Origin of the sequence: Microbacterium sp. TS-1, assembly GCF_000509385.1 — a bacterium.
GTDB lineage: Bacteria > Actinomycetota > Actinomycetes > Actinomycetales > Microbacteriaceae > Microbacterium > Microbacterium arborescens.
Map to the genome: position 1 here is coordinate 2,119,497 of NZ_BASQ01000001.1, position 23,443 is coordinate 2,142,939.

The following is a 23,443-nucleotide window of genomic DNA, read 5'->3' on the forward strand; positions in this document are numbered from 1 at the left end:
CGGCCATGCCGAAAACGCCTGCGCGCAGGCATCGCACCACTGTCCCTGAGCTCCACCCACATCGCCGGATCGACCCGATCCGCGAACCACCCGCGCTAGGAGACACCATGAAGTTCACCCGTACCGCTGCGGTCACCGTGACCGCCGCCCTCGCTCTCACCATCGCCGGCTGCGCCGGTGAAGACGCCGGATCCGCCGACGGCACGACCACCGTCGAGTTCGGCATCCCCACGAACATGGGCGCGAACAACTCGCCGATGGCCGTCGCCCAGGCGATGGGGTATTTCGAGGACGAGGGGCTGAAGGTCGACATCGTCGTGACGGGCGATTCCACCTCGATCGTCCAGGGCATCGACTCCGGCTCGCTCGACATCGGGAGCACCCCGCCCGAGCCGATCTGGCAGGCGATGACGAAGGGCAGCCAGCTGCAGCTGGTCTACAACTACATCCGCAAGCAGACCGGATCGCTCGCCGTCCTCGACGACAGCCCCATCACCTCGCTCGGCGACTTCGAGGGTGCCGTCATCGGCCAGAGCAGCCTGGGCACGTCGAACATGCTGCTGTCCGAGGGCATCCTCGCGTCGGCCGACCTCACGCCCGACGCTGACTACAGCCACCTCGCGGTCGGAACCGGCGCCGCCGCGCTGCAGGCGCTCACGACCGGTCAGGTCGATGCGCTGTCGCTGTGGGACACCGAGTACGCCGCGTTCGAGGCTCAAGGAACGCCGCTGCGCTACTTCACCACCGACAAAGCCGCATCGCTCTTCTCGACGACCTATTTCACGAGCAGCGACTACGCGGCCGACAACGCCGAGACGATCGAGGCCTTCGGCCGGGCGATGGCGAAGGCCACCCTCTTCACCGCGACGAACCCCGAGGCCGCCCTGCGGATCATGTACGAGGAGTACCCCGACACGCTCGTCGCCGGCAACTCGATCGACGACCAGTTGGCGATCGACCTCGTCGCGCTCAACCGCCGCCTCGAGCTGCTCACCGCCGACGACCCGCAGGACACCGCGTCGTGGGGTGCGTACAGCGAGTCGGCTCTCGCCGCGTGGGGCACCTTCGCGCTCGACTCGGGAATCATCGACTCCGAGGTCGACACGGTCGCGGCCGCCCCGAACACCTTCGTCGAGGCGTACAACGACTTCGACGCGGATGCCGTCGTCGCCGAGGCTCAGAACTGGAGCGCCGAATGAGCTCCCTCACCTACACCGACGGCGTCCCGGCGATCGACCACCACTCCCACGCCGGCTACGTCCGGCCCGGCGAGGAGCTCGAAGGCATCGATGCGCTCGAACGCGAGAACGCGGCCGGCCATGTCGAGGCCAACCTCCCCGTGGGCGTGTTCGACGAGTTCGTCGCCGCCCGTGGACGAGGCGACCGCGACGAGCTCGCCCGGCTCGACGCGGCCCACGGCATCGAGAAGCTCTTCGACGAGAGCATCCGGTTCCAGTCGACGAGCGTGCACGGCGTATCACTCGTCGAGGGCAGTCGCGCGCTCTACGGCGACCTGGGTCACGACGAGATCGTGCGGATGAGCCGCGACCGCAGACGTGCCGACTTCGCGGGTCTGTACGGCGAGGCGCTCGACATCTCCGGCACGGCGGCGGTGCTGACCGACCTGCCGTGGATCGACGCGGACGCCTGGACGCCCGAGCGCTACAAGCCGATCGGCCGCATCGACCCCTACCTCTACCCGTTCGGTCACCCCGCCTTCCGCCGCCGCGGCTCCGACACGCCCCGCTTCCGGCGCGTGTTCGCCACGGTGCTCGAGGGTCTGCTGAAGACCGCCGGCCTCGACGCCCCGCCGGCGACGCTGGGCGAGTACGTCGCGTTCGTACGGGACTCGATCATCCGCCGTCAGGAGTCGGGCTTCGTCGGCCTCAAGATCGCGTCGGCCTACGTGCGCGCGCTCGACTTCCGGCGACGCTCGCGCGACGAGGCCGAGGCGGCCTACGCCGCACTCCGGTCCGACCCGGCGTCGCTGGAGACCCCCGCGTACACCGCGCTCGCCGATCACCTCGTGTTCGCGATCGCCGAGCTCGCGGTGGAGCGCGAGCTGCCGGTGCAGATCCACACCGGCATGGGCCACGCCGAGCCCGGCCTGCTGCTCAGCGGCGCCGATCCGCGCAACCTCGAGCCCCTGCTGTCGGATCCGGCGCTGAACCGGCTGCGCATCATCCTCATCCACGGCGGCTACCCGTACACGTCGCTGCTCCCGGCGCTCAGTCAGGCGCACGGCAACGTCTTCCTCGACTACTCGTGGATGCCGTACCTCCACCACCACGCCCTCGAACGGATGCTGCAGGAGTGGCTCGAGCTGCTTCCCGCCGACCGCGTGATGTTCGGCACCGACACGGGGCAGCCCGAGTTCCACGTCGCCTCGACGGCCCGCGGCCGGCTCGCGCTCGACCGCGCGCTCACTGCCGGGGTCGCCGACCGCCTGTGGACGACATCTCAGGCCGAGTGGCTCGCCGCGCGCGTGCTCAACGAGAACCTCTGCCGCGTCTACGGACTGGAGAAGCCATGAGCCTGATCGAGATCTCCGACCTCTCGAAGACCTATCAGACCCGCACGGGCGACGTCACGGCGCTCTCGCACGTCGACCTCGGGATCGCGGAGGGCGAGTTCGTCTCGGTTCTGGGGCCGAGCGGATGCGGCAAGACGACCCTGCTGCGCATCCTCGCGGGTCTCGAGGGTCACACCGCCGGCACGGCCACGATCGCCGATGTGCCGATCGGCGCCCCGCGGGGCGAGGCCGGCATGGTGTTCCAGAAGGCGACCCTGCTGCCGTGGCTGAACATCCTCGACAACGTCCTGCTGCCCCTCAGCCTGCGCCGGCGGGTGACCGGCGCCGATCGCGCCCACGCGCGGACGCTGCTGACGATGGTGGGTCTCGAGGACTTCACCACCAAGCACCCGCACGAGCTGTCGGGCGGGATGCAGCAGCGCGCGGCGATCTGCCGGGCGCTGGTGCACGATCCCGCCGTGCTGCTGATGGACGAGCCCTTCGGGGCGTTGGACGCGATGACCCGCGACGCCCTGAACGTCGAGGTCAACCGCATCTGGCGCGAGACCGGCACCACCGCCGTCCTCATCACGCACAGCATCAGCGAAGCAGTCTTCCTCGCCGAGCGCGTGGTCGTCATGACCCCGCGCCCCGGACGCATCGCCGAGATCATCGACATCCCGTTCGGAAAGACGCGCACCCCCGAGCTCCTCGGCGATCCCGAGTTCGCGGCCCTCACCGCCCACATCCGTCGTCACTTCGAGGTGAACGCATGAGCACTTCCGTCCGGACCCGCCCCGTCACGACCCGGCTCGTCACGCGACGCGTCGTGAACACGCCCGCCAAGCGGGTCATCGCCTCACTGGCTCTGCTGGGCCTGCTGCTGCTGGGCTGGCAGTTCGTCCCCGGCTGGACGAACACCCCCGTCTACGTCGTGCCGCCGCTCAGCGATGTGCTGAAGGCGCTGTTCGACCCGAACGCGTTCCCGCGCTACCTCGAGAACACGGCATCCACCATGTCGATCGTGCTCACGGGCCTCGGCATCGGAGTCGTCGCGGGCCTCGTGCTCGCGATCGTGCTCGCGCAGTTCCCGACCGTCTACGCCGTGGTGTTTCCCTACATCGTCGCGATCGAGTCGATCCCGAAGGTGGCTGTCGCGCCGCTGTTCATCATCTGGTTCGGGTTCGGGATGCCCTCGAAGGTCGTCGTGGTCGTGCTGCTGGCCTTCTTCCCGATGCTCGTCAACGCGCTGCACGGGTTCCGCGGCGTCGACCGCGACCAAGTCGACCTGTTCCGGGTCAACGGCGCGAAGCCGCTGCAGATCCAGACGCGCCTGATGCTGCCCGCGGCGCTCCCGCAGATCTTCTCCGGGCTCGAGCTCGCCGTCGCCAATTCGATGATCGGCGCGATCGTCGCGGAGTTCGTCGGGGCGCAGAAGGGCCTCGGCGTGCTGATCCTGCAGGCGCAGGGCCGGATGGAGACGGCGGCGGTCTTCGCGCTGCTCATCATCCTCTCGGTGCTCGGCATCGTCCTCAACCTCGTCGTGCGGGTCCTCCGCCGCGTGGTCATCCGCTGGGAAATGACGGCGCGCTGAGCGCGCCCGGAAGGAGAACACGATGACGTTCAGCATCATCGCCACCGATCCGAGCACGGGTGCGGTCGGGGTCTGCCAGGGCACGGGGTCGATCGCGCTCGCCTCGCGGTGCCCCCATGTTGCGGGAGGGGTCGCGGTGACGAGCCAGTGGCACTCCGACTGGCGGCTCGGCCAGCGCGCCCTCGACCTCGGGACGACGGGTCTGGCGCCCGAGACGATCATCGCGGCGCTCGCCGCGACCGACGAGTCGTTCCGGTACCGGCAGCTGGGCATCGTGCTCGACGACGGTCGCGTCGCCGCCCACACCGGCGACGTCGTGATCGAGTCGCAGTACGCCGGTCACCTCGTCGGCGACGGCTTCGCCGTGCTCGGGAACACGCTCATCGGTGCGGGCGTGCTCGAGGCGATGGCCGCGTCGTACGAGAACGACACCGCCGGGCTCTTCGAGGAGCGTCTCATGCGGGCGCTCGAGGCCGGCCTCGCCGCCGGAGGTGAGGGGCGCCGGCACCTGTCGTCGTCGATCATCACGACGGCACGCGGTCAACGGCGCGCGCACGTCGACCTGCGCGTCGACATCGCTCCCGAGGGGCTCGACGCGATTTCGGAGCTGCGCCGCATCCTCGACGAGTACCTGCCCTTCGCCGACTACTACGGCGACCACTGGCTCGATCACCTGAGACGAGCATGGACGACTGGCTCGCCCGCCAGCCCGCCGTCTCGCCCTCTCGCTGACGCCGAGAACGCGCATCTGCACGGTGCGGGCCGCCCCGGACCGTGCAGATGCGCACCCTCGCCGCCGCGAACAGGCGGGGGTTACTGGAGTCTGGCGGTCGCGTCGCGGGCGGCGGCCAGCACGAGCTGCGCGAGGTCGTGGTGCTGAGTGTCGCCGAGTCGGTCGACGAGGTAGGCGACCGAGAGAGAACCGGCCGGGCTGCCATCACGGTCGAAGATCGGGGCGGCGACGCTGCTCGACATCCGCACGCGCTCGCCCGCGGTATGCGCCCACCCGCGCTCGCGGGTCTCGGCCAGACGGTCTCGGATCATCGTCTCGTCGATGACGGTCGCCTCGGTGTACGCGTGCCGCTCCTGGCTCAGGACGTAGTCGATGTCGACCGGGTCCATGAACGCCAGGATGCTGATGCCGCTCGCTCCCGACCACAGCGGAACATGGTCTCTCATGCGCACGCTGATGCGGATCGGGTTGATGCTCTCCACGAGGCCGATGTAGTGCCGTCCATGTCCGTGGCGGGCCGTCAGCGTCGTGGTCTCGCCGGTCTGATTGGCCAGGTGCGAGATCGCCGGCATCCCCGCGGAGTACAGCCGGCTGCCCGCGGCTGCCGTCTGACCCAGGGCGACCGCCGCTGGGCCGAGGCAGTAGCGGCGAGTGTCGGGCAGGTAGTCGACGAGTCCCGATGCGACGAGGGACTGCAGGATGCGGTGAACCACCGCCTTGCTCAGGTCGCACGACCTCGCGATCTGCGAGACGCCCAGCGGCGCGGTCGCGTCGGTGAACGACATCAGCACCTCGGCGACCCGGGATGTCGTCGACGGGGCAGTATCGGCCATGGCGCACTCTCCTCGCGTGGATGAGCGTCCGGCACGCTCTGCGCAGAAGCGTACGGCCACGTTTCACTGAACGGAACGCCAGATGCCCGATTCGGGCGAGACGAAACATTCCGGATACACGCGGGCAACTGGCGCCGCATATCCGAGGCATACCGTCGCATACATCCCAGTCAGGGACTAACCCGAACGTTCCGGTCACCGAAACAGCTCCATCAGACGGAACACCACCCTCCAAGGAGTCGAGTTGAAAACCACGAGTCGCTTCACGCTCGCCGTGACCGCTCTCGCCGTCGGCAGCGTCACGCTCGCGGCCTGTGCCGGATCCGCCGTCGGAGCAAGCCAGGCAGCATCCTCGGGCGAGGCACCCGAGGAGATCGTCATCGGAGCCCTCCACCCGCTCAGCGGTTCGAACGCGGTCGACGGCCAGCAGATGAGCAACGCCGCACAGATGGCCGTCGACGCGATCAACGACGCCGGCGGCATCGAATCCCTCGGCGGCGCGAAGCTCGTTCTCGAGGCGGCCGACACCCGCGGCGAGCCGGAGACCGGGCAGAGCGAGGCGACGCGTCTCATCCAGGAGGGCGCCGCGGCGCTCGTCGGTTCGTACCAGAGCGCGACGAGCGCGAACATCGCCTCGGTCGCCGAGCGCAACGGCGTGCCGTTCGTCATGGACGTGTCGGCACTCGACTCGATCCTGGAGCAGGGTTACACCAACTCGTTCCGCATCCAGCCGTCGGCGAGCATGATGGGCGAGCAGAGCGCGACCTATCTGTCCGAGATCGCCGAGGCCGCGGGCACCCCGGTGACCAAGGTCGGCTACCTCTACGAGCAGGGGAACTTCGGCGCCTCGGCTTACGAGGCGTTCGCTGCGAAGGCCCAGGAGTACGGCATCACGGTCGAACCGGCGATCAGCTACGACCCCTCGTCGAGCGACCTGTCGACCCAGGTGCAACAGGTGGCAGCCGCCGGCGCCGACGTGCTCGCCGTCTCGGGCTACTACAACGACAGCCTCGCGATCGCTCGCGCTGTCAGCTCCATCGCCCCCGATCTCGACGCCGTGTTCGGTGTCGCCAACGGCGGATACGACCAGGTGCAGTTCACCGCCGACGCCCCCAACGGGGGTGAGAACTACTTCGACGCGAACTACCGGTGGGATGCCACCAACGATGAGGCGGTCGCGGTCGCCGCGGCGTTCGAAGCCGAGTTCGGCGAGCCGATGCGGACGAGCGCGATGCTCACCTACGACGCCGTGACGCTCATCGCCGAAGCGATCGACGCCGCCGGGAGCGCCGACCCCGCCGACATCCGTGATGCGATCGCCGCGACGACGTACGAGCCGCATGTCGTCAACGACGGTCCCGTCTCGTTCGATGAGACGGGACAGAACGTCAACGCCTCGGTCGTCACGATGCAGGTGCTCGGCGGCGCAGTCACCCAGGTCTACCCGGCGGCCCTGGCTCAGCAGCCGCTCGTCTACCCGGCCCCCGTCCGCTGACAGCGAGGAGTGAGTCTCATGACGATCCAGGCGTCCCCGCCCACCGCCCCGGCCGGCGAGAAGCGCGTCCGCAACCGCCGCTACAACGGCCCCTCGCCGCGCGCTCTGGTCGTGACCCTCGGGGTGCTCGCCCTCGCGGCCGTGGTGGCCGGGTTCATCTCGGGCAGCCCGACCGTGCTGGCGCAGGCACTCGTGACGGGACTGCTGACCGGAGGCATCTACAGCCTGGTCGCCATGGGACTCACCCTCGTCTACGGGGTGCTCCACATCATCAACTTCGCCAACGGGGCCATGGTCGCTCTGGCGATGTACCTCACGTACGTGCTGGTGAACCTCACCGGGATGCACCCCTACGCGACGCTGCTGATCACCGTTCCGACGATGTTCCTGCTCGGCGCGGTGACGCAGGCGGGTCTGCTGAACCCGATCATGCGCGCCCCCATCCACACCCAGCTGCTCATCACGATCGGCTTGGCGCTGGCGATCGAGAACATCCTGTTGCTCGTGTTCGGCCCCAACCCGCTCTCGGTCCAGCTGCCCGGCAACACCGGTGTTCCGATCCTCGGCGCGACGGTCGACCTGAGCCGCATCTACGCCTTCGTCGGTGCGCTGGTCCTCGTCGCGGCCCTGTGGCTCATCCTGCAGCGCACCCCGGTCGGCACGGCGGTCCGATCGGTCGCCGCGAACCCCGAGGGCGCCCGCCTGGTGGGCATCGACATCAAGGGGATCTACATCCTCACCTTCGCGCTCGGCGCCGCCGCAGCCGGAGCCGCCGGCACGCTGGTTGCTCCCTTCACCACGATCGAACCGACAGCCGGGTCGGTGTTCAACCTGACGGCGTTCGTCGTCGTGGTCCTCGGCGGCATGGGCAACGTCCCCGGTGCGCTCGTCGGCGGGCTGATCGTCGGCCTCACCGAGCAGCTGGGCGGGCTGATCCTGCCCGGCCAGTCACCGCTGCTGGCCGTGTTCGTCGTCTTCCTCATCGTGCTCTTCGCCAAGCCCCGCGGAATCTTCGGGAGGACCGCATGACCATCGCCACCCCCGCGCGCCCGACGGCGCCCGACTTCACCACGGGTGCTCACCTGCTCGCACCGCGTATCCCTCTGCACCGTCGCACGACCTTCCGTCACTACGTCGCCCTCGGGGTGCTGGCGGTCGTCGGGGTCGCCCTGCCCTTCGTCCTTCCCGCTGCGGAGCTCGCCGTCGCCATGCGCGTGCTGATCTTCGCCCTCATGGGGATCGGCTGGAACATGATGAGCGGCTTCGGCGGAATGTTCAGCTTCGGTCACGCCGCCTACTTCGGCATCGGCTCGTACGTCACGGCCGTGCTGCTCGTCGACTTCGGTGTGAGTCCGTGGATCGGCCTGATCGCCGGGATGGCCCTGGCAGCAGCGGCAGCCGTGGGCATCAGCTTCCTCGCCCTGCGCTACAAGCTGACCGGTGCCTATTACGCGCTGTCGACGTTCGCCTTCGCCGAGATGCTGCGACTGTTCGTCGTCGGCAACGACGCGCTCAACCGCACGGTCGGCTTCACCGTCCCCGTGCTGCGCGGCGACGACTGGGCGATGTTCCAGTTCCCCGTCGGCTCGCCGAACTACTGGTGGATCGGCGTGGGCATGGTCGTGCTGGCACTCGTCGTCGTCATCGAGTTCCTGCGTCGCCGCACGGGTCGTTTCACCCTGGCATCGCGCGACGACGACCTGGCGGCGGCGGCCATCGGCGTCAACGTGCTGCGGTACAAGCTGACCACCGTCGCTCTCTCCGCCGCCATCACGGCCGCGGCGGGCACGCTCTACCTGCAGTACTACATGTTCATCGATCCCGAGCTCGCGTTCGGCGCCCACGTCTCGAATAACGCGATCATCACGGCCGTCGTGGGCGGGGTCGCGACCGTCTGGGGTCCCGTCATCGGAGCCGTCGTCATGGCGCCGCTCTCGGATGCCGTCGCCGCTTTCCTCCGTCACCCTCCCGAGGCGCTGTCGTTCCTCCAGGGCCACGGCGGTCTCGACATCCTCATCTACGCCGTCATCCTCATCGCCTGCGTCCTGCTTCTCCCCAAGGGCGTCTACGGCACCGTCAAGAACTGGGTGGTGAAGAAGAAGTGACCCTTCTCGAGATTCAGGGCATCAACAAGTCGTTCCGCGGCCTGCACGCGCTGCGCGACGTCGACATCTCCGTCGACGAGGGCGAGATCGTCGGGATCATCGGCGCGAACGGCGCCGGCAAGACGACGCTGTTCAACTGCGTGACGGGCGCCTTCCCGCCCGACTCGGGGCGGGTCACGCTCGACGGGCGCGACATCACCGGCGCGAAGATGCACGTGCTCGCACGCTCGGGACTCGTGCGGACGTTCCAGCTGATGCGGCCCTTCCACACGATGACCACCCTCGAGAACGTCACGATCGCGGTGCAGAGCCGCGGGGTGCGGCCCGAGCGCGCGGCGCGTGACGAGGCGGCGACGCTCCTCGATCGCACCGGCCTGTGGTCGTGGGCGGATGCCGAGTCGGGCTCGCTCCCGACGGCGGTCCAGAAGCGTCTCGAGCTCACCCGCGCCCTCGCGATGCGTCCGCGAGTGCTGCTGCTCGACGAGGTGCTGGCTGGTCTGGTGCCGTCCGAGCGCACTCCCGTGCTCGACCTGCTCGACGAGCTGCGGCGCGAGGAGGGCGTGACGATGCTCTTCATCGAGCACATCATGACCGCCGTCCGCCGACTCAGCGACCGCGTCGTGATGATGGACCAGGGAGCCGTCATCGCGCGGGGCTCGGTCGACGACGTTCTGCACGATCCCCGAGTCATCGAGGCCTACCTCGGGAAGGAGTACGGCGATGCTGCTTGAGATCGACGACCTGCGTGCGGGTTACCACGGACTGGAGATCCTCCACGGGATCTCGCTCTCGGTCGACGCCGGAGAGGTCGTCGCGATCGTCGGGGCGAACGGCGCCGGCAAGTCGACGACGCTGAAGACCATCGCCGGCGAGGTGAAGCAGCAGGGCGGCTCGGTCCGCTTCGACGGCGGCGCCGTCGGCTACGGACGCAGCCACCTGGTCGCGCAGCGCGGCCTGATGCTCGTGCCCGAGCACCGCGCGCTCTTCGGCTCGCTCACCGTCGAGGACAACCTGCGCATGGGCGCTTGGGGCAAGAAGGGGCGCACGGGGTTCTCGGAGGACGAGATCCTCGACCTGTTCCCGATCCTGCGCGAGCGACGCCAGCAGCTCGCCGAGACGATGTCGGGCGGTCAGCAGCAGATGCTCGCCATCGCCCGCGCTCTCATGGGAGCGCCACGTCTGCTCATGCTCGACGAACCCTCGACCGGGCTCTCGCCGAAGCTCACCTGGGACGTCTTCCACGCCGTCAACGCCATCCGCGATCGCGGTGTGGGCGTGCTGATCGTCGAGCAGAACGCCCACCAGGTGCTGCAGCTCGCCGACCGCGCCTACGTTCTCGAATCGGGCAGCGTCGCGCTCGACGGCACCGCCTCGGCGCTCGCCTCGGACGAGCGCGTCCAGGCCGCCTACCTGGGCCACTGAGCATGACGACTCACCGCGAAGCGTCTCGGATTCTCGGCGAGTGGGCCGCGTCGGCGCCGTTCGCAACGGCCTCGGATGATGCGAAGCGTTCGCTCGTCCGCGCCGTCGAGAACCTGCTCGCGGTCACCGTCGGAGCCGCCGCGATGCCCGAGATGCAGCGGCTGCGGCGTGCCTGGACGCCGAGCCCCGGGCCCGCGACCCTCGTCGGATCCCCGCGCCGCGTCGCCGTCGAATCAGCTGTGTGGCTTAACGGAGTGGCCGGGGTCTCGACCGAGCGCGACGAAGGCAACCGGTACAGCAAGGGGCACCCCGCGGCGCAGACCGTGCCGGCCGTGCTCGCGCTCGCGGAGGCGCAGGACATCGCGGGCGAGCGGCTGTGGGACGCCCTCTACGTCGGTTACGAGGTCGCCGCGCGCGTCGGGCGGGCGACGACCTTCCGGCCCGACGTGCACACCCACGGACCCCTCGGCGCCGTCGGTGCGGCGGCGGCGTGCGCGGTGCTCCTGGGTGCGGATGCCGACGGCGTCGCGCGCGCCGTCGGCACCGGCGCCGCGATGGCTCCCGCGACGTCGTGGCAGCCCGTGCTGCGCGGTTCGGCGGCGCGCGATCAGTGGGTCGGCCAGGGGGCCCTGGCCGGACTCGCGGCGGCGCGCTTCTCAGCCGCCGGGCTCGCCGCCGACCCCGACGGGCTCGCCGCCGATCTCGGCGGTCTCGGGACGATCGACCCGGATGCCGTGATCCGCGGCCTCGGTGACGAGAGCCTCGTCACCACCAGCTACCTCAAGCAGCACTCCGCATGCGCCTACACGCACGGTCCCGCCGACGCGGCGCTCCTCGTTCGCGCTCGCATGGTCGCGGCGGGCGTCGACCTCGCCGACATCGTCTCGGTGCGCGTCGAGGGGGTGGCCTCGGCGGCATCCTTGCCCGCCACATCGTGGGGTTCGCGGCACGGCGCGTACTTCTCCGTCCCGTTCGCCGTCGCCAGCGCACTGTGGTTCGGTGACGTGTCGGCCGAGCGGGCCGATGTGCCTCCGCACCCGCAACTGGCGCGCATCGCCGCCGTGGTGGCGGTAACGGATGCCACGGCCGACCTGCGGCCCGATACCGCGACCTCGCGTCCCGCGCGGGTCACCGTGCACCTCGCCGACGGCACCGCCCACACGGCATCCGTCAGGCACCCGCAGGGCGACGCCGTCGATACTCCTTTCTCGGATGCGCGGATCGACGCGCTGCTCACCGAGGCGCTGCGCCCGACGGGCTTGGGCGCCCCCGACATCCATCGCGCCGTCCACGACTTCCACGACCCCGACCCCGGAGCGCTCACTCGCGCTCTCGGCCGACTCGCCCCACCCTCCGAAGGAGACCTCGCATGAACGACACGATCGACTGGAACGTCGAGATCGACACGATCCGAGACCTGCGCGCCCGGCGCACGAAGGTCGGACCGGGAACGTCACCCGCCGTGATCGTCATCGACTTCCAGCGCGCGTTCACCGAGCACGAGAAGATCGGCCCCGGGACGGCGGTGGCGCTCGCGCACACGAACGAGCTGCTCGAGGCGGCGCGGGCCGCGGGCGTTCCCGTCATCTACGCGGTGATGATCCTCGACTCGCTCGACGACCGGATGCTGGCACAGCGGGTGCGCTCGAGCCTGACCGAGCGCTGCGAACGCGGCAACCCGTGGACCGAGATCAGCGCTGCCGTTCCGCCGGCTCCGACCGACCACATCGTCGAGAAGACCGTCGCGTCGGCGTTCTACCGCACCCGCCTCGACGACCTGCTCGCCGAGCTCGGCGTCGACGAGCTGATCTTCACGGGCACCTCCACCAGCGGATGCGTCCGGGCGAGCGTCGTGGATGCCGCCTACCGCAGCTTCCACATCAGCATCGTCGAGGAGTGCTGCGACGACTTCCGCACGGTGTCGGGCGAGGTGTCGCTGTGGGACATGCAGGACCGCTTCGGCGACGTCGTGACCAAGCAGTGGGTCCTCGACCGATTCGAGGCGATGCAGGGTGCCGATGCCGAGGCGCTGGCCGAGGCCACCGCGGAGCTCGCATGACGATCCGCAACAACGAGCGCCTCTGGTACGCCCCGATGGCGACCCGGCCACGCGTGGAGTGGCCGGGCGGCAAGCTGCTCGCGTTCTGGCACGCGCCGAACGTCGAGCACTACGACTGGATCGCGCCCGGGGGCGGCTCACCGCAGGGCCGGATCGCCTTCCCCGACGCGCAGCACTACATGCACCGCGACAGCGGCAACCGTGTCGGCCTGTGGCGGATGCTGCGCATCGTCGATGAGTTCGAGATGCCGTCGACCGTGTCGCTCAGCCTGTCGCTGCTCGAGGAGCAGCCCGAGGTTCGCGACGCCATGTTCGAGCGGGGGTGGGAGATCATGAGCCACGGCATCTCGAACCTGCGGCCGATCTACGACATGCCCTACGACGAAGAGGACGCGTTCTACGCGCTCTCGCAACGGCTGAGCGAGACCTATTACGGCGGCCGGCGCATCAAGGGGATGCTGGGCCCGAAGATCTCGGGAACCGACAACACCGTCGACCTCATGGCCGCGCACGGCATGCAGTACTTCGCCGACTTCATCCACGACGAGCAGCCCCGCCCGCTGCGAACGGTCGGTGACGCCCCGATCGTGTCGATGCCGTACAGCTTCATGCTCAACGACGTCCCCATGGTGCACGTGCGGAGCCTCTCCGCATCCGACTTCATCGCCCTGGCGAAAGCGCAGATCGACCGCTCGCTGGCCGACAGCGAACGCGACGGGCAGGGGCGGGTGGTCTGCCTCGCGACGCACCCCTTCCTCGCCGGGCAGCCGTGGTTCGCCGGGGCTCTCCGAGAGCTGTTCGCGCACGTTCGCGCCGACGAGCGCATCTGGGCCACGACGGCCGGCGCGATCAGCGACCACTACCTCGCCCACCACTACGACGCGCAGGTCGACTTCGCTCGCACGCTCGCCGACGAACACGCGGCTCTTCTGACGGAGGTCGGCGCATGAGCCTCATCTCCCACCCCGCGGACGCGACCGTGTTCGCCCCCGACCTGCCGCGCGCCTACGACGCGCACCGTCCGGCGTGGGCGCTGCCGGGCGCGAAGAAGCTCGTGGTCTCGGTGCTGCTGCACGCTCCCTCGTACCAGGACGACCTTCCCGCGGGAGCGTTCTCGCCGACGTCGATGCAGGGCGGTGTGGGCCGCGACACCTCCGAGCCCCGGCACGGACAGGTCGCCCGACTGTCGCAGTGGGACTTCGGCCTGACGACCGGCATCTGGCGGCTGCTCGACATCGCCGACCGGGCGGGCGTTCCCGTCGCCGTCGCGCTCGACGAGTTCGGTGCCCGTACTGTGCCGGGGCTCGCCCGCGGCGTCGCGGCACGAGCCGATGAGATCGTCGTGCGAGGTGCCGGCGCGAACGTCATCCTGTCTCCTGAGATGGATGCCGCCACCGAGCGCTCGTACATCGAGAGCGCACGCGACACCGTCCAGCGTCTGACCGGGCGCGAGGCCACCGGATGGTTCGGCCCCGAACGCGCCGGCACCTCGCGGACCACCGCCCTGCTGCGCGAGGCGGGGTTCGGCTGGTTCGGGGACTGGCCGATCGACGAGCGCCCCGTGACGCTGGTCGGCGCCTCAGACGGCCTCGTCGCCGTGCCGCATCCGCTGGAGACGGAGGACATGTTCGAGCTCTACGCCCGGGGGATCGTCGCCGCCGACTACGAGGAGCTGCTCACCGCGACGGTCGACCAGCTGATCGCCGACGCGGACATCGTCGGCGCCCGCCACCTCGGACTCAGCCTCTTCGGCTGGGTCTCGGGTCAGGCGTGCTTCGCCGACGTCGTCGAGCGCACCTTCCGGATGCTCGCCGCCCACCCCGATGTGCTCCTCGCGACACCGGGCGGGGTGGCGGAGCTCGCCGAGTGACGCCGGAACCCGCGGCTGCGGGCGGCCCGGACGGCCGCCGCTCGCTGCCGCTGCGGCTGCCGTGGTCGCTCGGCAGCGGCACGATCCTCCTCGGGCTGAACTCGTCGATCATCGCCGTCGCGCTCGTTCCGATGGTGGCGTCGTTCGGGGGAGAGGTGGCCGTCGCCACGAGCGCGACCGCATGGATCATCAGCGCGCTCTACATCGCTGCTGCGGTCGGGTCGCCCACGGCAGGACGCCTCGCCGACCTGTACGGACCGCGACGCGTCTACCTCGTGGGCTTGGTGCTCATCCTGGTGGCCTCGGTCGCCGGTCCCTTCATCACCGACAGCGCCTGGATGATCGTCGACCGGGTCGTGCTCGGGCTGGGAGCCGCCGCGCAGTTCCCCGCGGCGATGGCGATCATCCGCCGCCAGGCCGACCTCGCGCGCGCGGCGCCCACCGGCGCGATCGGCATCATCGCGCTGTGCGGGCAGACGACGGCAGCTCTCGGCCCCACCGTCGGCGGTCTCGTCGTGGTGGTGTGGGGGTGGCCGGGCATCTTCTGGATCAATATCCCGATGGTGATCCTCTGCGCGACGCTCGTGCTGGCCTTCGTCCCCGCCGACGCCCGTGGCGCTCGGGCGAGCGCGGCTCAGACCTGGCGCGTGCTCGACCCCGCCGGCATGGTCCTCATGATCGGCGCGCTCGTCGCGCTCATGGTGGCGCTGCTCAGCATCGACTCGGCGCCGACGGTCGCGGTGGTTTCCGCTGCGGTGACCGCGCCTCTGGCCGCCGGGTTCGTCTGGCGAGAGCTGCGCGCGGAACGGCCTTTCGTCGACGTGCGCCTGCTGGGCCGGTACCCGCAGTTCGGCCTCACCTGCCTGCGGGCGATCGCGACGTTCATCTCTTTCTACGTCATCTTCTACGGACTCCCGCAGTGGATGCAGGCGACCCGCGACCTCGGACCGGCGCTGACCGGACTCCTCATGCTGCCGGTCTTCGGGATCGGGGCGCTCTCCACCGTCCTCGCCACCCGCCTCGGGCGCACTTGGCACCCGCGTGCCCTGCTCGCCGTCGGCACCTCGGCGATGGTCCTGGCCGGCACGCTCCTCGCACTCACCGGTGCGGCCGACATGCCGCTCTGGGTGCTCGCGATCGTCTGCGCCCTGCTCGGCGTGCCCAACGGCTTCAACAACCTGGGCAACCAGCTCCTGCTCCATCACGCGGTGCCCGCCGGGGCTGCCGGTGCCTCCACCGGGATCTACCGCACCGCGCAGTATGTCGGCGCCGCGCTCGCCGCCGTCGTCGTGGCGCACCTGCTCGACGCGGGCGCCGTCGCCGGCGGCATCCGCGACGTCGGGCTGACGATCGCCGGGCTGGGGCTCGCCCTGCTGCTCGCGACCGTCGTCGCCGTCATCCGTCTCCGCCGAAAGGAAGCAGGAGCATGACCCTGATCTCTTCTCGTCCTGCCGGGAAAGGAGCCGCCGACGAGGCGGACCGCCCGGCGCTGCTCCGACCGATACGGCTGCGCGACCTGACCCTGCGCAACCGCATCGGGGTCTCGCCGATGTGCATGTATGCCGCTCCAATACCCGACGGCGTCGTCGACGACTGGCACGTCGTCCACTACGGACAGTTCGCCCTCGGCGGCGCGGGGCTCATCATCACCGAGGCGACCGCGGTGTCACCGCTCGGCCGGGTGACCCCCGACGACTCTGGCATGTGGGACGACCGGCACATCGCCGCCTGGCGACGGGTCACCGATGCCGTGCACCGCACCGGCGGCCGCATCGCGGTACAGCTCGCGCACGCCGGACGCAAGGGCAGCAAGTACGCCGGGCTACCGGGTGATCCGCCGGAGCACCGCGGATCGGTTCCCCCAAGCGCCGGCGGATGGCAGACCCTCGGCGCTTCTGGCGAGCCCTTCGGGCGCTTCGCCGATCCCGCGCGTATGGACGCCGACCAGGTGGATGCCGTCGTCGCAGAGTTCGCCGCAGCCGCGCGCCGCTCGGTCGCCGCCGGCTTCGACGCGATCGAGCTCCATGGCGCGCACGGGTACCTGCTGCACGAGTTCCTCTCACCGGTGACGAACCGCCGCGACGACCGGTGGGGCGCCGACCGGGCGGCCCTCCTGCTCGCGACGGTCGCCGCGGTGCGGGCGGAGATGCCCGAGGGGATGCCGCTCATCGTGCGGCTGTCGGTCGACGACGTCGCTCCGGGCGGGTCGCAGGCCGCCGACAGTGCTGAGCTCGCGCGGCGCCTGCACACAGCCGGGGTCGATCTCGTCGACTGCTCGTCGGGGGGACTCGTCGCCGGTGCAGAGTACTCCCCGTCGCCCGGCTATCAGGTGCCGGGATCAGCCGTGGTTCGAGCCGCCGGGGTCCCGACCGCCGCCGTCGGTCTCATCACCGACCCGCGGCATGCCGACCGGATCGTCGCCGACGGCGACGCCGACCTCGTCCTCCTCGGCCGCGAGATGCTCCGCGACCCCCACTGGGCCCGCCGTGCCGAGCTCGCTCTCACGGGCGCGGCGTCGCTCGAGCCTCGCTACCACCGCGCCTACCTCTGACACGGATTCGCCCGGCGGTGCTCGGCGAGGTCCCAGTCCGGCCGGGTATCGGGGGGTGATTCCCGGCCCAGATGGGACCTCGCCGACCGAACGCGCGACACGGGTGCCGCGCCGACGGGTCAGCGCACGGCGGCGAAGATTCCGCCGATGAAGGCGATGACTGGGCCGATGGCACCGACCGTGACGATGAGCAGCACCACGACCACTGCCATCCACGGCACGCTCTTCTTCAGCCGCTGGCCGGGTGCGGCGACGCCGGGCGGCGGCCGCAGCAGTCCCGGCGGCGGCGTGACGGGCAGCGCAGGTGCGGAGCCGGCAGCCGCACCCGGTCCCGCCGCAGCCGGCCCAGCGGTCGCGGCCTCCGCGGCACCGCCCGGCGCCGCCCCCGCACCGGATGCCGCCGGCGCCGCCAGCCGGTCGTCGCGCCAGCGCTCCCACTGTGCGAACTTGTCGATCATCGCGCCGACGGCGCCGAACAGCCACGACCAGGTGGCCGGGTCGAGTGTCGAGAAGTCGCGCTTTCCGTAGAAGAAGAGCCAGTCGTCGACGATCTCGACATCCAGTGCGGCGGCGTTGTCGACGAACCGCGCCATGATGTCGGGCGTGAAGAGGTACAGCGCGTCGCGTTCGTATCCGCGCGGGCAGTAGAGGCGGAAGTACCGGTCGAAGTCGCCCTCGAGGCTCAGGTGCTGGTCGCGGTCGAACGCGACGGGGAGGTTCGAGCCGAACAGCCCGTTGTTGCCGAGCGCGTCGAGCACGATGTGCGGCAGGGGAGTCGACAGGTGCACCGCGACGTAGCCCCACGTGTGCGTCTGCTGGTTCTTGCCCGACCCGGTCGTGTAGCGGTAGTTCGCGAACTCGACGAAACGCGGCTGGTCGCAGCGGACGAGATTGGATGCCATCCGCCCCGACCCCTGCGAGAAGATCATGCCCGGCAGCGGGGGCTGGGGCCGCTGCGGCTCGAAGCTCATGCCGTTGGCCCGCGCGAACCCGTCGAGCCGGTACCAGACCGCGGCTTGCGCAGCGCGCTGTCGGCGGACGAAGAACGGGATGAGCGCCGCGAGCGCGATCAGGATGACGAGGGGGATGACGGGCGCCAGCGAGACCACCGCGCCGGAACCCGACTGCGTCCCGATGGCGAACACCAGGCCGCCGACCATGGCCGACAGGACGCCGCCGAACACCAGCACCACGAAGACGATGACGACGATCGCGATGATCACGCCGGCGGTGCCCGACCCGCCGGGAAGCCGGCCGCTGTCGGCCAGATGCTTCCGGAACGCACGTGCGGTGGCGGGCGACACCGGCTCGAGCAGGGGCCGGGGGTCGAACGGGACGCTCATCGATTCACCTCGTCTGCTCCCCACGACAGGGATGCGTCGGCCGGCAGGGGCAGGGCTTCGAGCTCGGGGGAGCGGCAGATCGCGTCGACGAGCTCCCTCGAGCCGCCGACGATCGTCGAGTCGAAGTCGACTTCCGAGACCATGACCCAGGCGCGGTCCGCGGGCCAGAGCAGGCTCGGGCTCTGCGACGTCGGCACGGCTCCCATCGCCTCGGCGGCGAGGTCGCGCCACGGCATCCGCAGCTCCCAGTCGTCGTCGGCGAACTCGTCGACAGCGCCGCGGAACAGGACGAACGCCCGCTCCGGCAGCCTCAGCCGTGGTCCTTCCGAGATCTCGCGCGAGAGGATGCCCTCCTGCCAGGTGGGTTTGCGGAAGACGCTGTTGAAGCGGTCGCCGATCGACGACCCGAGCATGCGGTTGTGGCGGGCGAGGGTCGCGTCGTCGGGGTCGCCGGGCTGGAAGACCGTGCGCGACGGCGCGCGTCCGAGGTGCCCGAGCAGGCCGCCCCGGCCTTCCCAGAGGCCCGCGGTCACGTCATCCGGTGTCGACGTGTGCCCGATCAGCTCGCGGGCGAGAACCGCCATGTGGTGCGGGTCGAGATCGCCCATCCCGGGTGCGGCGAACCACCGGCCGTCGGGCGCGCTGCGCTGGTTCGTGCCGAACTCGGGCGAGCGCACGATCGAGTCCCACTGCGCCAGCGGATGCAGCGTCGTCCCGAACGCGGCGGCGGTCTCGGCCCATGTGGCGGGATCGGTGACGAGGTCTGCCGCCACCTGCTGCGACTGCTGCCACGGCATCTCGACCCACGCGTCGAACGGGGGGAGTGGCGCGCCGTCCGCACGCGACTGAACGGATGCCGGATGCAGGATGCGCGCGTACGCCTCGAAGCCCCGCGGCACCACGTCGTGGACCGTCCCTCGCCACGGATCGTCGATGCGCTCGCGCAGCCAGTCGCCGGTCGAGACGTCAGCGATCCACTCCATGCGCCCACGCTACCGGTGACCGGTCGGCGGCATCACGCGCGATCAGGTAAGCTGTTGTGGTTGTCCGACCTCGGTCGGGCACGTGCTACACACCCTCCTGCTTCCGGGAAACGCCCGGGAGCCGTTCTAGTCCGAAGGAGGTGGGTCAGTGACGCACACGTACCAGTACGAGCTCATGGTGATTCTCCAGCCCGAGATCGATGAGCGTCAGGTTGCTCCCAACCTTGACAAGTTCCTCAAGGTCATCACGAATGACGGCGGAACCATCGAGAACATCGACATCTGGGGCCGTCGCCGCCTGGCATACGAGATCCAGAAGAAGAACGAGGGCATCTACGCCGTCGTCAACTTCACCGCGACGAGCGAGACCACGCAGGAGCTCGACCGCCAGCTGAAGCTGAGCGAGTCGATCATGCGCACCAAGGTCCTGCGCGCCGAGGAGGCCATCGCACAGGTCGCCGCCGAGAAGGCGCGCTCCGAGGCGAAGGCCGCTCGCAAGGCTGCCGCCCCCGCTAAGGCTGCGAAGGCGTAAGGCTCATGGCCGGCGAGACCGTCATCACCGTCGTGGGCAACCTCACGGCAGACCCCGAGCTGCGTTACACGCAGAACGGACTGCCGGTGGCGAACTTCACGATCGCCTCGACTCCTCGCACCTTCGACCGTCAGGCGAACGAGTGGAAGGACGGCGAAGCGCTGTTCCTCCGCGCGTCCGTGTGGCGTGACTTCGCCGAGCACGTGGCGGGTTCGCTGACCAAGGGCATGCGGGTCGTCGCGACCGGCCGCCTGCGTCAGCGCTCCTACCAGGACCGTGAGGGTCAGAACCGCACCGCGATCGAGCTGGAGGTCGACGAGATCGGCCCCTCGCTGCGCTACGCGACCGCACAGGTCACGCGCGCCGCATCCGGCTCCGGTGGTGGTGGCGGCGGAAGCTTCGGCGGCGGTCAGCAGTCGCGCCCGCAGCAGCAGGTGCAGGAGGAGCCGTGGGCGACCCCGGGTTCTTCGGCTCCCGACGCGTGGAGCGCACCGGGTACCAGCGGCGCCTCCTACGGCGACGACACCCCGTTCTGAATCGGATTCCGGATGCTGCGCGCAGCGGCATCCGATCATCACTCTCGTAAGGAAAAACAATGGCTGGAAAGGCAACCGGCGACCGCCGCAAGCCGCGGAAGGGCGCGAAGAACGCGGCCCCCGCGAAGGCGATCCGCGTCGGCGTCATCGACTACAAGGACGTTTCGACGCTCCGCAAGTTCATCTCGGAGCGTGGGAAGATCCGCGCCCGTCGTATCACCGGTGTCTCGGTGCAGGAGCAGCGTCTGATCGCCAAGGCGATCAAGAACGCGCGCGAAATGGCGCTCCTGCCTTACGCCGGCGCTGGCCGGTAAGGAGCACCGACATGGCAAAGCTGATTCTCACGAACGAGGTCGCCGGGCTCGGAAGCGCCGGTGACGTCATCGAGGTCAAGAACGGGTACGCCCGCAACTACCTCATCCCCCAGGGCTTCGCTGTGGCCTGGACCCGCGGTGGCGAGAAGCAGGTGGCGTCCATCCGCGCCGCTCGCGACGCCCGCGCGATCCACGACCACGAAGAGGCCGTGGCCCTCAAGAACAACCTCGAGTCGAACAAGGTCAAGCTGTCGGTCAAGGCCGGCGCCGAAGGCCGTCTGTTCGGTGCAGTCAAGCCCGCCGACGTGGCTGACGCCGTCAAGACCGCTGGTCTGGGCGACCTCGACAAGCGCAAGATCCACATCACCTCGCCGATCAAGGCCGTGGGCGAGCACGAGGCGACCATTCGCCTGCGTGACGACCTCACCGCTGTGATCACCCTGCAGGTGGTCGCCGCCAAGTAATCCCTGGCGCGCCGTACGGATGCCGCGGACCTTCGGGTTCGCGGCATCCGTCGTTTCCGGGGTGTGCCGCGGGCCGGGATGCAAGATTTCTGGGCCGACACCCCGCGAGCGGATGCCGAGCCCCGGGGTGTCGGTTCAGATCCCTTGCATCCCGGTGCGGTGGCGTGCGCGTCGGTAAGGCGCCCAGCGGGCAGGCCGGAGCGGATGCCGCAGGCCGAGGCCCGCGGCATCCGCTGTATCCGAGACTGACTCCTGTCGGGATCAGACCGTCGCGCGGCGGCGCAGAGCGACGAGGACGAGCCCCACCAGCGTCAGCGCCAGGGCGCCGATGCCGAGACCCATCGGAGCCTCACCGCCGGTCTTGGCGAGCATCAGCGGGCGAGCCGACGCTGCCGAGGCCGTCGTGCCGACCACAGCGGTGTCCGTCGTGCTCGACGCGGTCGGAACCGCGGGAGCTCCGCCGTTGCCATCCGTGCTGGGCGTGGTTCCGGGGTCGGTGCCCGGGTCGGTTCCGGGGTCGGTTCCGGGGTCGGTGCCCGGGTCGGTTCCGGGGTCGGTTCCGGGGTTGGTGCCCGGGTCGGTGCCGGGGTCGGTGCCAGGGTCCGTGCCGGGGTCGGTGCCCGGGACCGCCGGGGTGACGACCTCCGTGGTCGAGTCGCCGACAACGGAGATCGCGGTTCCGTTCAGCGAGATCGGAGCAGTGATCGGGAGCACCAGCTGGGTGCCGCCGAGGATGCTGTCCGAGCCGCTGGTCGACGCGCCGGGCGTGTTGCCCGTCGTGCCGCCGTTGCCACCGGTGGTGGTGTTGCTGGTGGCGTCGCCGATGACCGAGACGGCGGTTCCGGTGAGGTCGATCGGTGCGGTGACCGGGGCGACGACCTGGGTGCCGCCGAGGATGCCGTCGGTGCCGTCGGTCGACGCGTCAGCCGCGGAGCCGCCGTTGCCAGCGGTGTTGCTGCCGCCGGTGGTGTCGGTGGTGGCGTCTCCGATGACCGAAACGGCGGTGCCGGTCAGGTCGATCGGTGCCGTCACGGGTGCGACGACCTGGGTGCCGCCGAGGACGCTGTCCGAGCCGCCGGTCGACGCGTCAGCCGCGGAGCCGCCGTTGCCAGCGGTGTTGCTGCCGCCGGTGGCGTCGCTGGTGGCGTCTCCGATGACCGAGACGGCGGTGCCGGTCAGGTCGATCGGTGCCGTCACGGGTGCGAGCACCTGGGTGCCGCCGAGGATGCCGTCGGTGCCGTCGGTGGTTGCCTCGGGCGTGGTGCCCGTGGTGCCGCCGCCGTTGCCGGCCGTGTTGCTGCCGGTGGTGGTATCGGTGGTGGCGTCCCCGATGACGGAGACGGCGGTGCCGGTGAGGTCGATCGGTGCGGTGACCGGTGCGACGACCTGGGTGCCGCCGAGGATGCCGTCGGTGCCGTCGGTGGTTGCCTCGGGCGCGGTGCCCGTCGTGCCGCCGTTGCCAGCGACGTTGTCACCGGTGGTGGTGTCGCTGGTGGCGTCTCCGATGACCGAGACGGCGGTGCCGCTGACCTCGATCGGCGCCGTCACCGGAGCGACGACCTGGGTGCCCGAGGCGACGCCATCCGCGCCGTTCGTTTCGGCAGCCGGTGCCGGAGCGGGCTGCGCCGGAGCGGGTGCCGGCTCGACGGGCGCGCTGCCGCCGTCCGTCGACGACGTGCTGTCGCCGACGACGGCGACGGAGGTGCCCTCGACGGTCACGGGCACGGAGACGCTGATGAGCGCTTGCGACCCCGAGCCGACGCCATCCGAGCCGCTCGTCGAGCCGCTGGGCGCCGGTGCCGACTCCGGTGCGCTCGAGCCTGACGTCGAGCTGTCCGCGTCGCCGAGGACGGCGACGGACGTCCCGCTGACCGTGATCGGAGCGTCGACGGAGATGATGCCTTGGGTGCCCGAGAGCAACCCGTCCTCTCCCGTGGTGTCGGCCGCGTGGGCGACCGATGCGCCGAGGATCGTGATCCCCCCGGCGACGAGCGTGCCCCAGATGGCACGCGAGACGATGGTGTTCATGAGTGTTCTCTCCTTGAGAATGACGAATGGATGGCGCTGCGCGCCGATGGTCGTGCCGCTCGAGCGCGG

24 protein-coding genes are annotated in these 23,443 nt (G+C 70.2%); 20 read left to right on the forward strand and 4 right to left on the reverse strand.

The window, feature by feature from the left end; genetic code table 11:
* The first annotated feature begins 107 nt into the window (after positions 1-107).
* The 5 genes from MTS1_RS09860 to MTS1_RS09880 are packed head-to-tail and all read left to right on the forward strand — an operon-like array spanning position 108 to position 4,986.
* Positions 108-1,199 carry an ABC transporter substrate-binding protein gene (locus MTS1_RS09860; RefSeq protein ID WP_052007664.1) on the forward strand — a complete coding sequence of 364 codons (1,092 nt, stop codon included), beginning with the start codon at positions 108-110 and terminating at the stop codon, positions 1,197-1,199.
* On the forward strand, positions 1,196-2,533 hold the full coding sequence (locus tag MTS1_RS09865; RefSeq protein ID WP_023953513.1) for an amidohydrolase family protein: 1,338 nt from the start codon (positions 1,196-1,198) through the stop codon (positions 2,531-2,533). The genes MTS1_RS09860 and MTS1_RS09865 overlap by 4 nt, the downstream gene beginning before the upstream one ends.
* On the forward strand, positions 2,530-3,288 hold the full coding sequence (locus MTS1_RS09870; protein WP_023953515.1) for an ABC transporter ATP-binding protein: 759 nt from the start codon (positions 2,530-2,532) through the stop codon (positions 3,286-3,288). The genes MTS1_RS09865 and MTS1_RS09870 overlap by 4 nt, the downstream gene beginning before the upstream one ends.
* On the forward strand, positions 3,285-4,106 hold the full coding sequence (locus MTS1_RS09875) for an ABC transporter permease (RefSeq protein ID WP_023953517.1): 822 nt from the start codon (positions 3,285-3,287) through the stop codon (positions 4,104-4,106). The genes MTS1_RS09870 and MTS1_RS09875 overlap by 4 nt, the downstream gene beginning before the upstream one ends.
* A 22-nt stretch (positions 4,107-4,128) precedes the next feature.
* Positions 4,129-4,986 carry a DUF1028 domain-containing protein gene (locus MTS1_RS09880; protein WP_023953519.1) on the forward strand — a complete coding sequence of 286 codons (858 nt, stop codon included), beginning with the start codon at positions 4,129-4,131 and terminating at the stop codon, positions 4,984-4,986.
* On the opposite strand, the gene MTS1_RS09885 is transcribed toward MTS1_RS09880, so the two are convergent.
* The gene (locus MTS1_RS09885) at positions 4,920-5,672 is read right to left on the reverse strand and encodes an IclR family transcriptional regulator (RefSeq protein ID WP_023953521.1); all 753 of its coding nucleotides are present in this window, start codon (positions 5,670-5,672) and stop codon (positions 4,920-4,922) included. The genes MTS1_RS09880 and MTS1_RS09885 overlap by 67 nt on opposite strands.
* Positions 5,673-5,916: 244 nt before the next feature.
* Here MTS1_RS09885 and MTS1_RS09890 point away from each other — a divergent pair, with 244 nt between their 5' ends.
* From MTS1_RS09890 to MTS1_RS09940, 11 genes are read left to right on the forward strand one after another with little or no spacing between them, the layout of a single operon-like run.
* A complete protein-coding gene (locus MTS1_RS09890; RefSeq protein WP_023953523.1) occupies positions 5,917-7,167 on the forward strand; it encodes an ABC transporter substrate-binding protein in 1,251 nt (416 codons plus the stop codon).
* Positions 7,168-7,185: 18 nt separating this feature from the next.
* Positions 7,186-8,196, forward strand: a complete 1,011-nt coding sequence (locus tag MTS1_RS09895) for a branched-chain amino acid ABC transporter permease (RefSeq protein WP_023953524.1) — start codon at positions 7,186-7,188, stop codon at positions 8,194-8,196.
* Positions 8,193-9,272 (forward strand): branched-chain amino acid ABC transporter permease, encoded by a 1,080-nt coding sequence (locus MTS1_RS09900; protein ID WP_023953526.1) that lies wholly within the window; start codon positions 8,193-8,195, stop codon positions 9,270-9,272. The genes MTS1_RS09895 and MTS1_RS09900 overlap by 4 nt, the downstream gene beginning before the upstream one ends.
* Positions 9,269-10,003, forward strand: coding sequence for an ABC transporter ATP-binding protein (locus tag MTS1_RS09905; RefSeq protein WP_023953528.1), 735 nt, complete (start codon positions 9,269-9,271; stop codon positions 10,001-10,003). Before MTS1_RS09900 ends, MTS1_RS09905 begins: the two co-directional genes overlap by 4 nt.
* Positions 9,993-10,694 carry an ABC transporter ATP-binding protein gene (locus tag MTS1_RS09910; RefSeq protein ID WP_023953530.1) on the forward strand — a complete coding sequence of 234 codons (702 nt, stop codon included), beginning with the start codon at positions 9,993-9,995 and terminating at the stop codon, positions 10,692-10,694. The genes MTS1_RS09905 and MTS1_RS09910 overlap by 11 nt, the downstream gene beginning before the upstream one ends.
* A gap of 2 nt (positions 10,695-10,696) precedes the next feature.
* Complete coding sequence (locus MTS1_RS09915; protein WP_023953532.1) at positions 10,697-12,067, forward strand: MmgE/PrpD family protein; 1,371 nt, start codon at positions 10,697-10,699, stop codon at positions 12,065-12,067.
* A complete protein-coding gene (locus MTS1_RS09920; protein WP_023953534.1) occupies positions 12,064-12,753 on the forward strand; it encodes a cysteine hydrolase family protein in 690 nt (229 codons plus the stop codon). Before MTS1_RS09915 ends, MTS1_RS09920 begins: the two co-directional genes overlap by 4 nt.
* On the forward strand, positions 12,750-13,703 hold the full coding sequence (locus MTS1_RS09925) for a polysaccharide deacetylase family protein (protein ID WP_023953536.1): 954 nt from the start codon (positions 12,750-12,752) through the stop codon (positions 13,701-13,703). Before MTS1_RS09920 ends, MTS1_RS09925 begins: the two co-directional genes overlap by 4 nt.
* On the forward strand, positions 13,700-14,623 hold the full coding sequence (locus MTS1_RS16625; RefSeq protein WP_023953537.1) for a xylanase/chitin deacetylase: 924 nt from the start codon (positions 13,700-13,702) through the stop codon (positions 14,621-14,623). Before MTS1_RS09925 ends, MTS1_RS16625 begins: the two co-directional genes overlap by 4 nt.
* A complete protein-coding gene (locus tag MTS1_RS09935) occupies positions 14,620-16,053 on the forward strand; it encodes an MFS transporter (RefSeq protein ID WP_023953538.1) in 1,434 nt (477 codons plus the stop codon). The genes MTS1_RS16625 and MTS1_RS09935 overlap by 4 nt, the downstream gene beginning before the upstream one ends.
* Positions 16,050-17,174 (forward strand): putative NADH:flavin oxidoreductase, encoded by a 1,125-nt coding sequence (locus MTS1_RS09940; RefSeq protein ID WP_023953539.1) that lies wholly within the window; start codon positions 16,050-16,052, stop codon positions 17,172-17,174. The genes MTS1_RS09935 and MTS1_RS09940 overlap by 4 nt, the downstream gene beginning before the upstream one ends.
* 119 nt (positions 17,175-17,293) lie before the next feature.
* Here the strand turns inward: MTS1_RS09940 and MTS1_RS09945 are convergent, their stop codons facing one another.
* Together MTS1_RS09945 and MTS1_RS09950 are read right to left on the reverse strand one after the other, a co-directional pair.
* Positions 17,294-18,517 carry a hypothetical protein gene (locus MTS1_RS09945; RefSeq protein ID WP_023953540.1) on the reverse strand — a complete coding sequence of 408 codons (1,224 nt, stop codon included), beginning with the start codon at positions 18,515-18,517 and terminating at the stop codon, positions 17,294-17,296.
* On the reverse strand, positions 18,514-19,500 hold the full coding sequence (locus MTS1_RS09950) for a hypothetical protein (protein ID WP_023953541.1): 987 nt from the start codon (positions 19,498-19,500) through the stop codon (positions 18,514-18,516). The genes MTS1_RS09945 and MTS1_RS09950 overlap by 4 nt, the downstream gene beginning before the upstream one ends.
* 175 nt (positions 19,501-19,675) lie before the next feature.
* On the opposite strand from MTS1_RS09950, the gene rpsF reads away from it, so the two are divergent.
* Genes rpsF through rplI form a run of 4 tightly spaced genes read left to right on the forward strand, consistent with a single transcriptional unit; the run spans position 19,676 to position 21,346 of the window.
* Positions 19,676-20,032, forward strand: coding sequence for a 30S ribosomal protein S6 (rpsF, locus tag MTS1_RS09955; RefSeq protein WP_036305492.1), 357 nt, complete (start codon positions 19,676-19,678; stop codon positions 20,030-20,032).
* 5 nt (positions 20,033-20,037) lie between these two features.
* Positions 20,038-20,568 carry a single-stranded DNA-binding protein gene (locus MTS1_RS09960; RefSeq protein WP_023953543.1) on the forward strand — a complete coding sequence of 177 codons (531 nt, stop codon included), beginning with the start codon at positions 20,038-20,040 and terminating at the stop codon, positions 20,566-20,568.
* A 59-nt stretch (positions 20,569-20,627) separates the two neighbouring features.
* The gene (gene rpsR, locus MTS1_RS09965; protein WP_023953545.1) at positions 20,628-20,882 is read left to right on the forward strand and encodes a 30S ribosomal protein S18; all 255 of its coding nucleotides are present in this window, start codon (positions 20,628-20,630) and stop codon (positions 20,880-20,882) included.
* Positions 20,883-20,893: 11 nt separating this feature from the next.
* Positions 20,894-21,346, forward strand: a complete 453-nt coding sequence (gene rplI, locus MTS1_RS09970) for a 50S ribosomal protein L9 (protein ID WP_023953547.1) — start codon at positions 20,894-20,896, stop codon at positions 21,344-21,346.
* A 261-nt stretch (positions 21,347-21,607) separates the two neighbouring features.
* On the opposite strand, the gene MTS1_RS09975 is transcribed toward rplI, so the two are convergent.
* Positions 21,608-23,374 carry a chaplin family protein gene (locus MTS1_RS09975; RefSeq protein WP_023953549.1) on the reverse strand — a complete coding sequence of 589 codons (1,767 nt, stop codon included), beginning with the start codon at positions 23,372-23,374 and terminating at the stop codon, positions 21,608-21,610.
* Between the last annotated feature and the right edge of the window lie 69 nt (positions 23,375-23,443).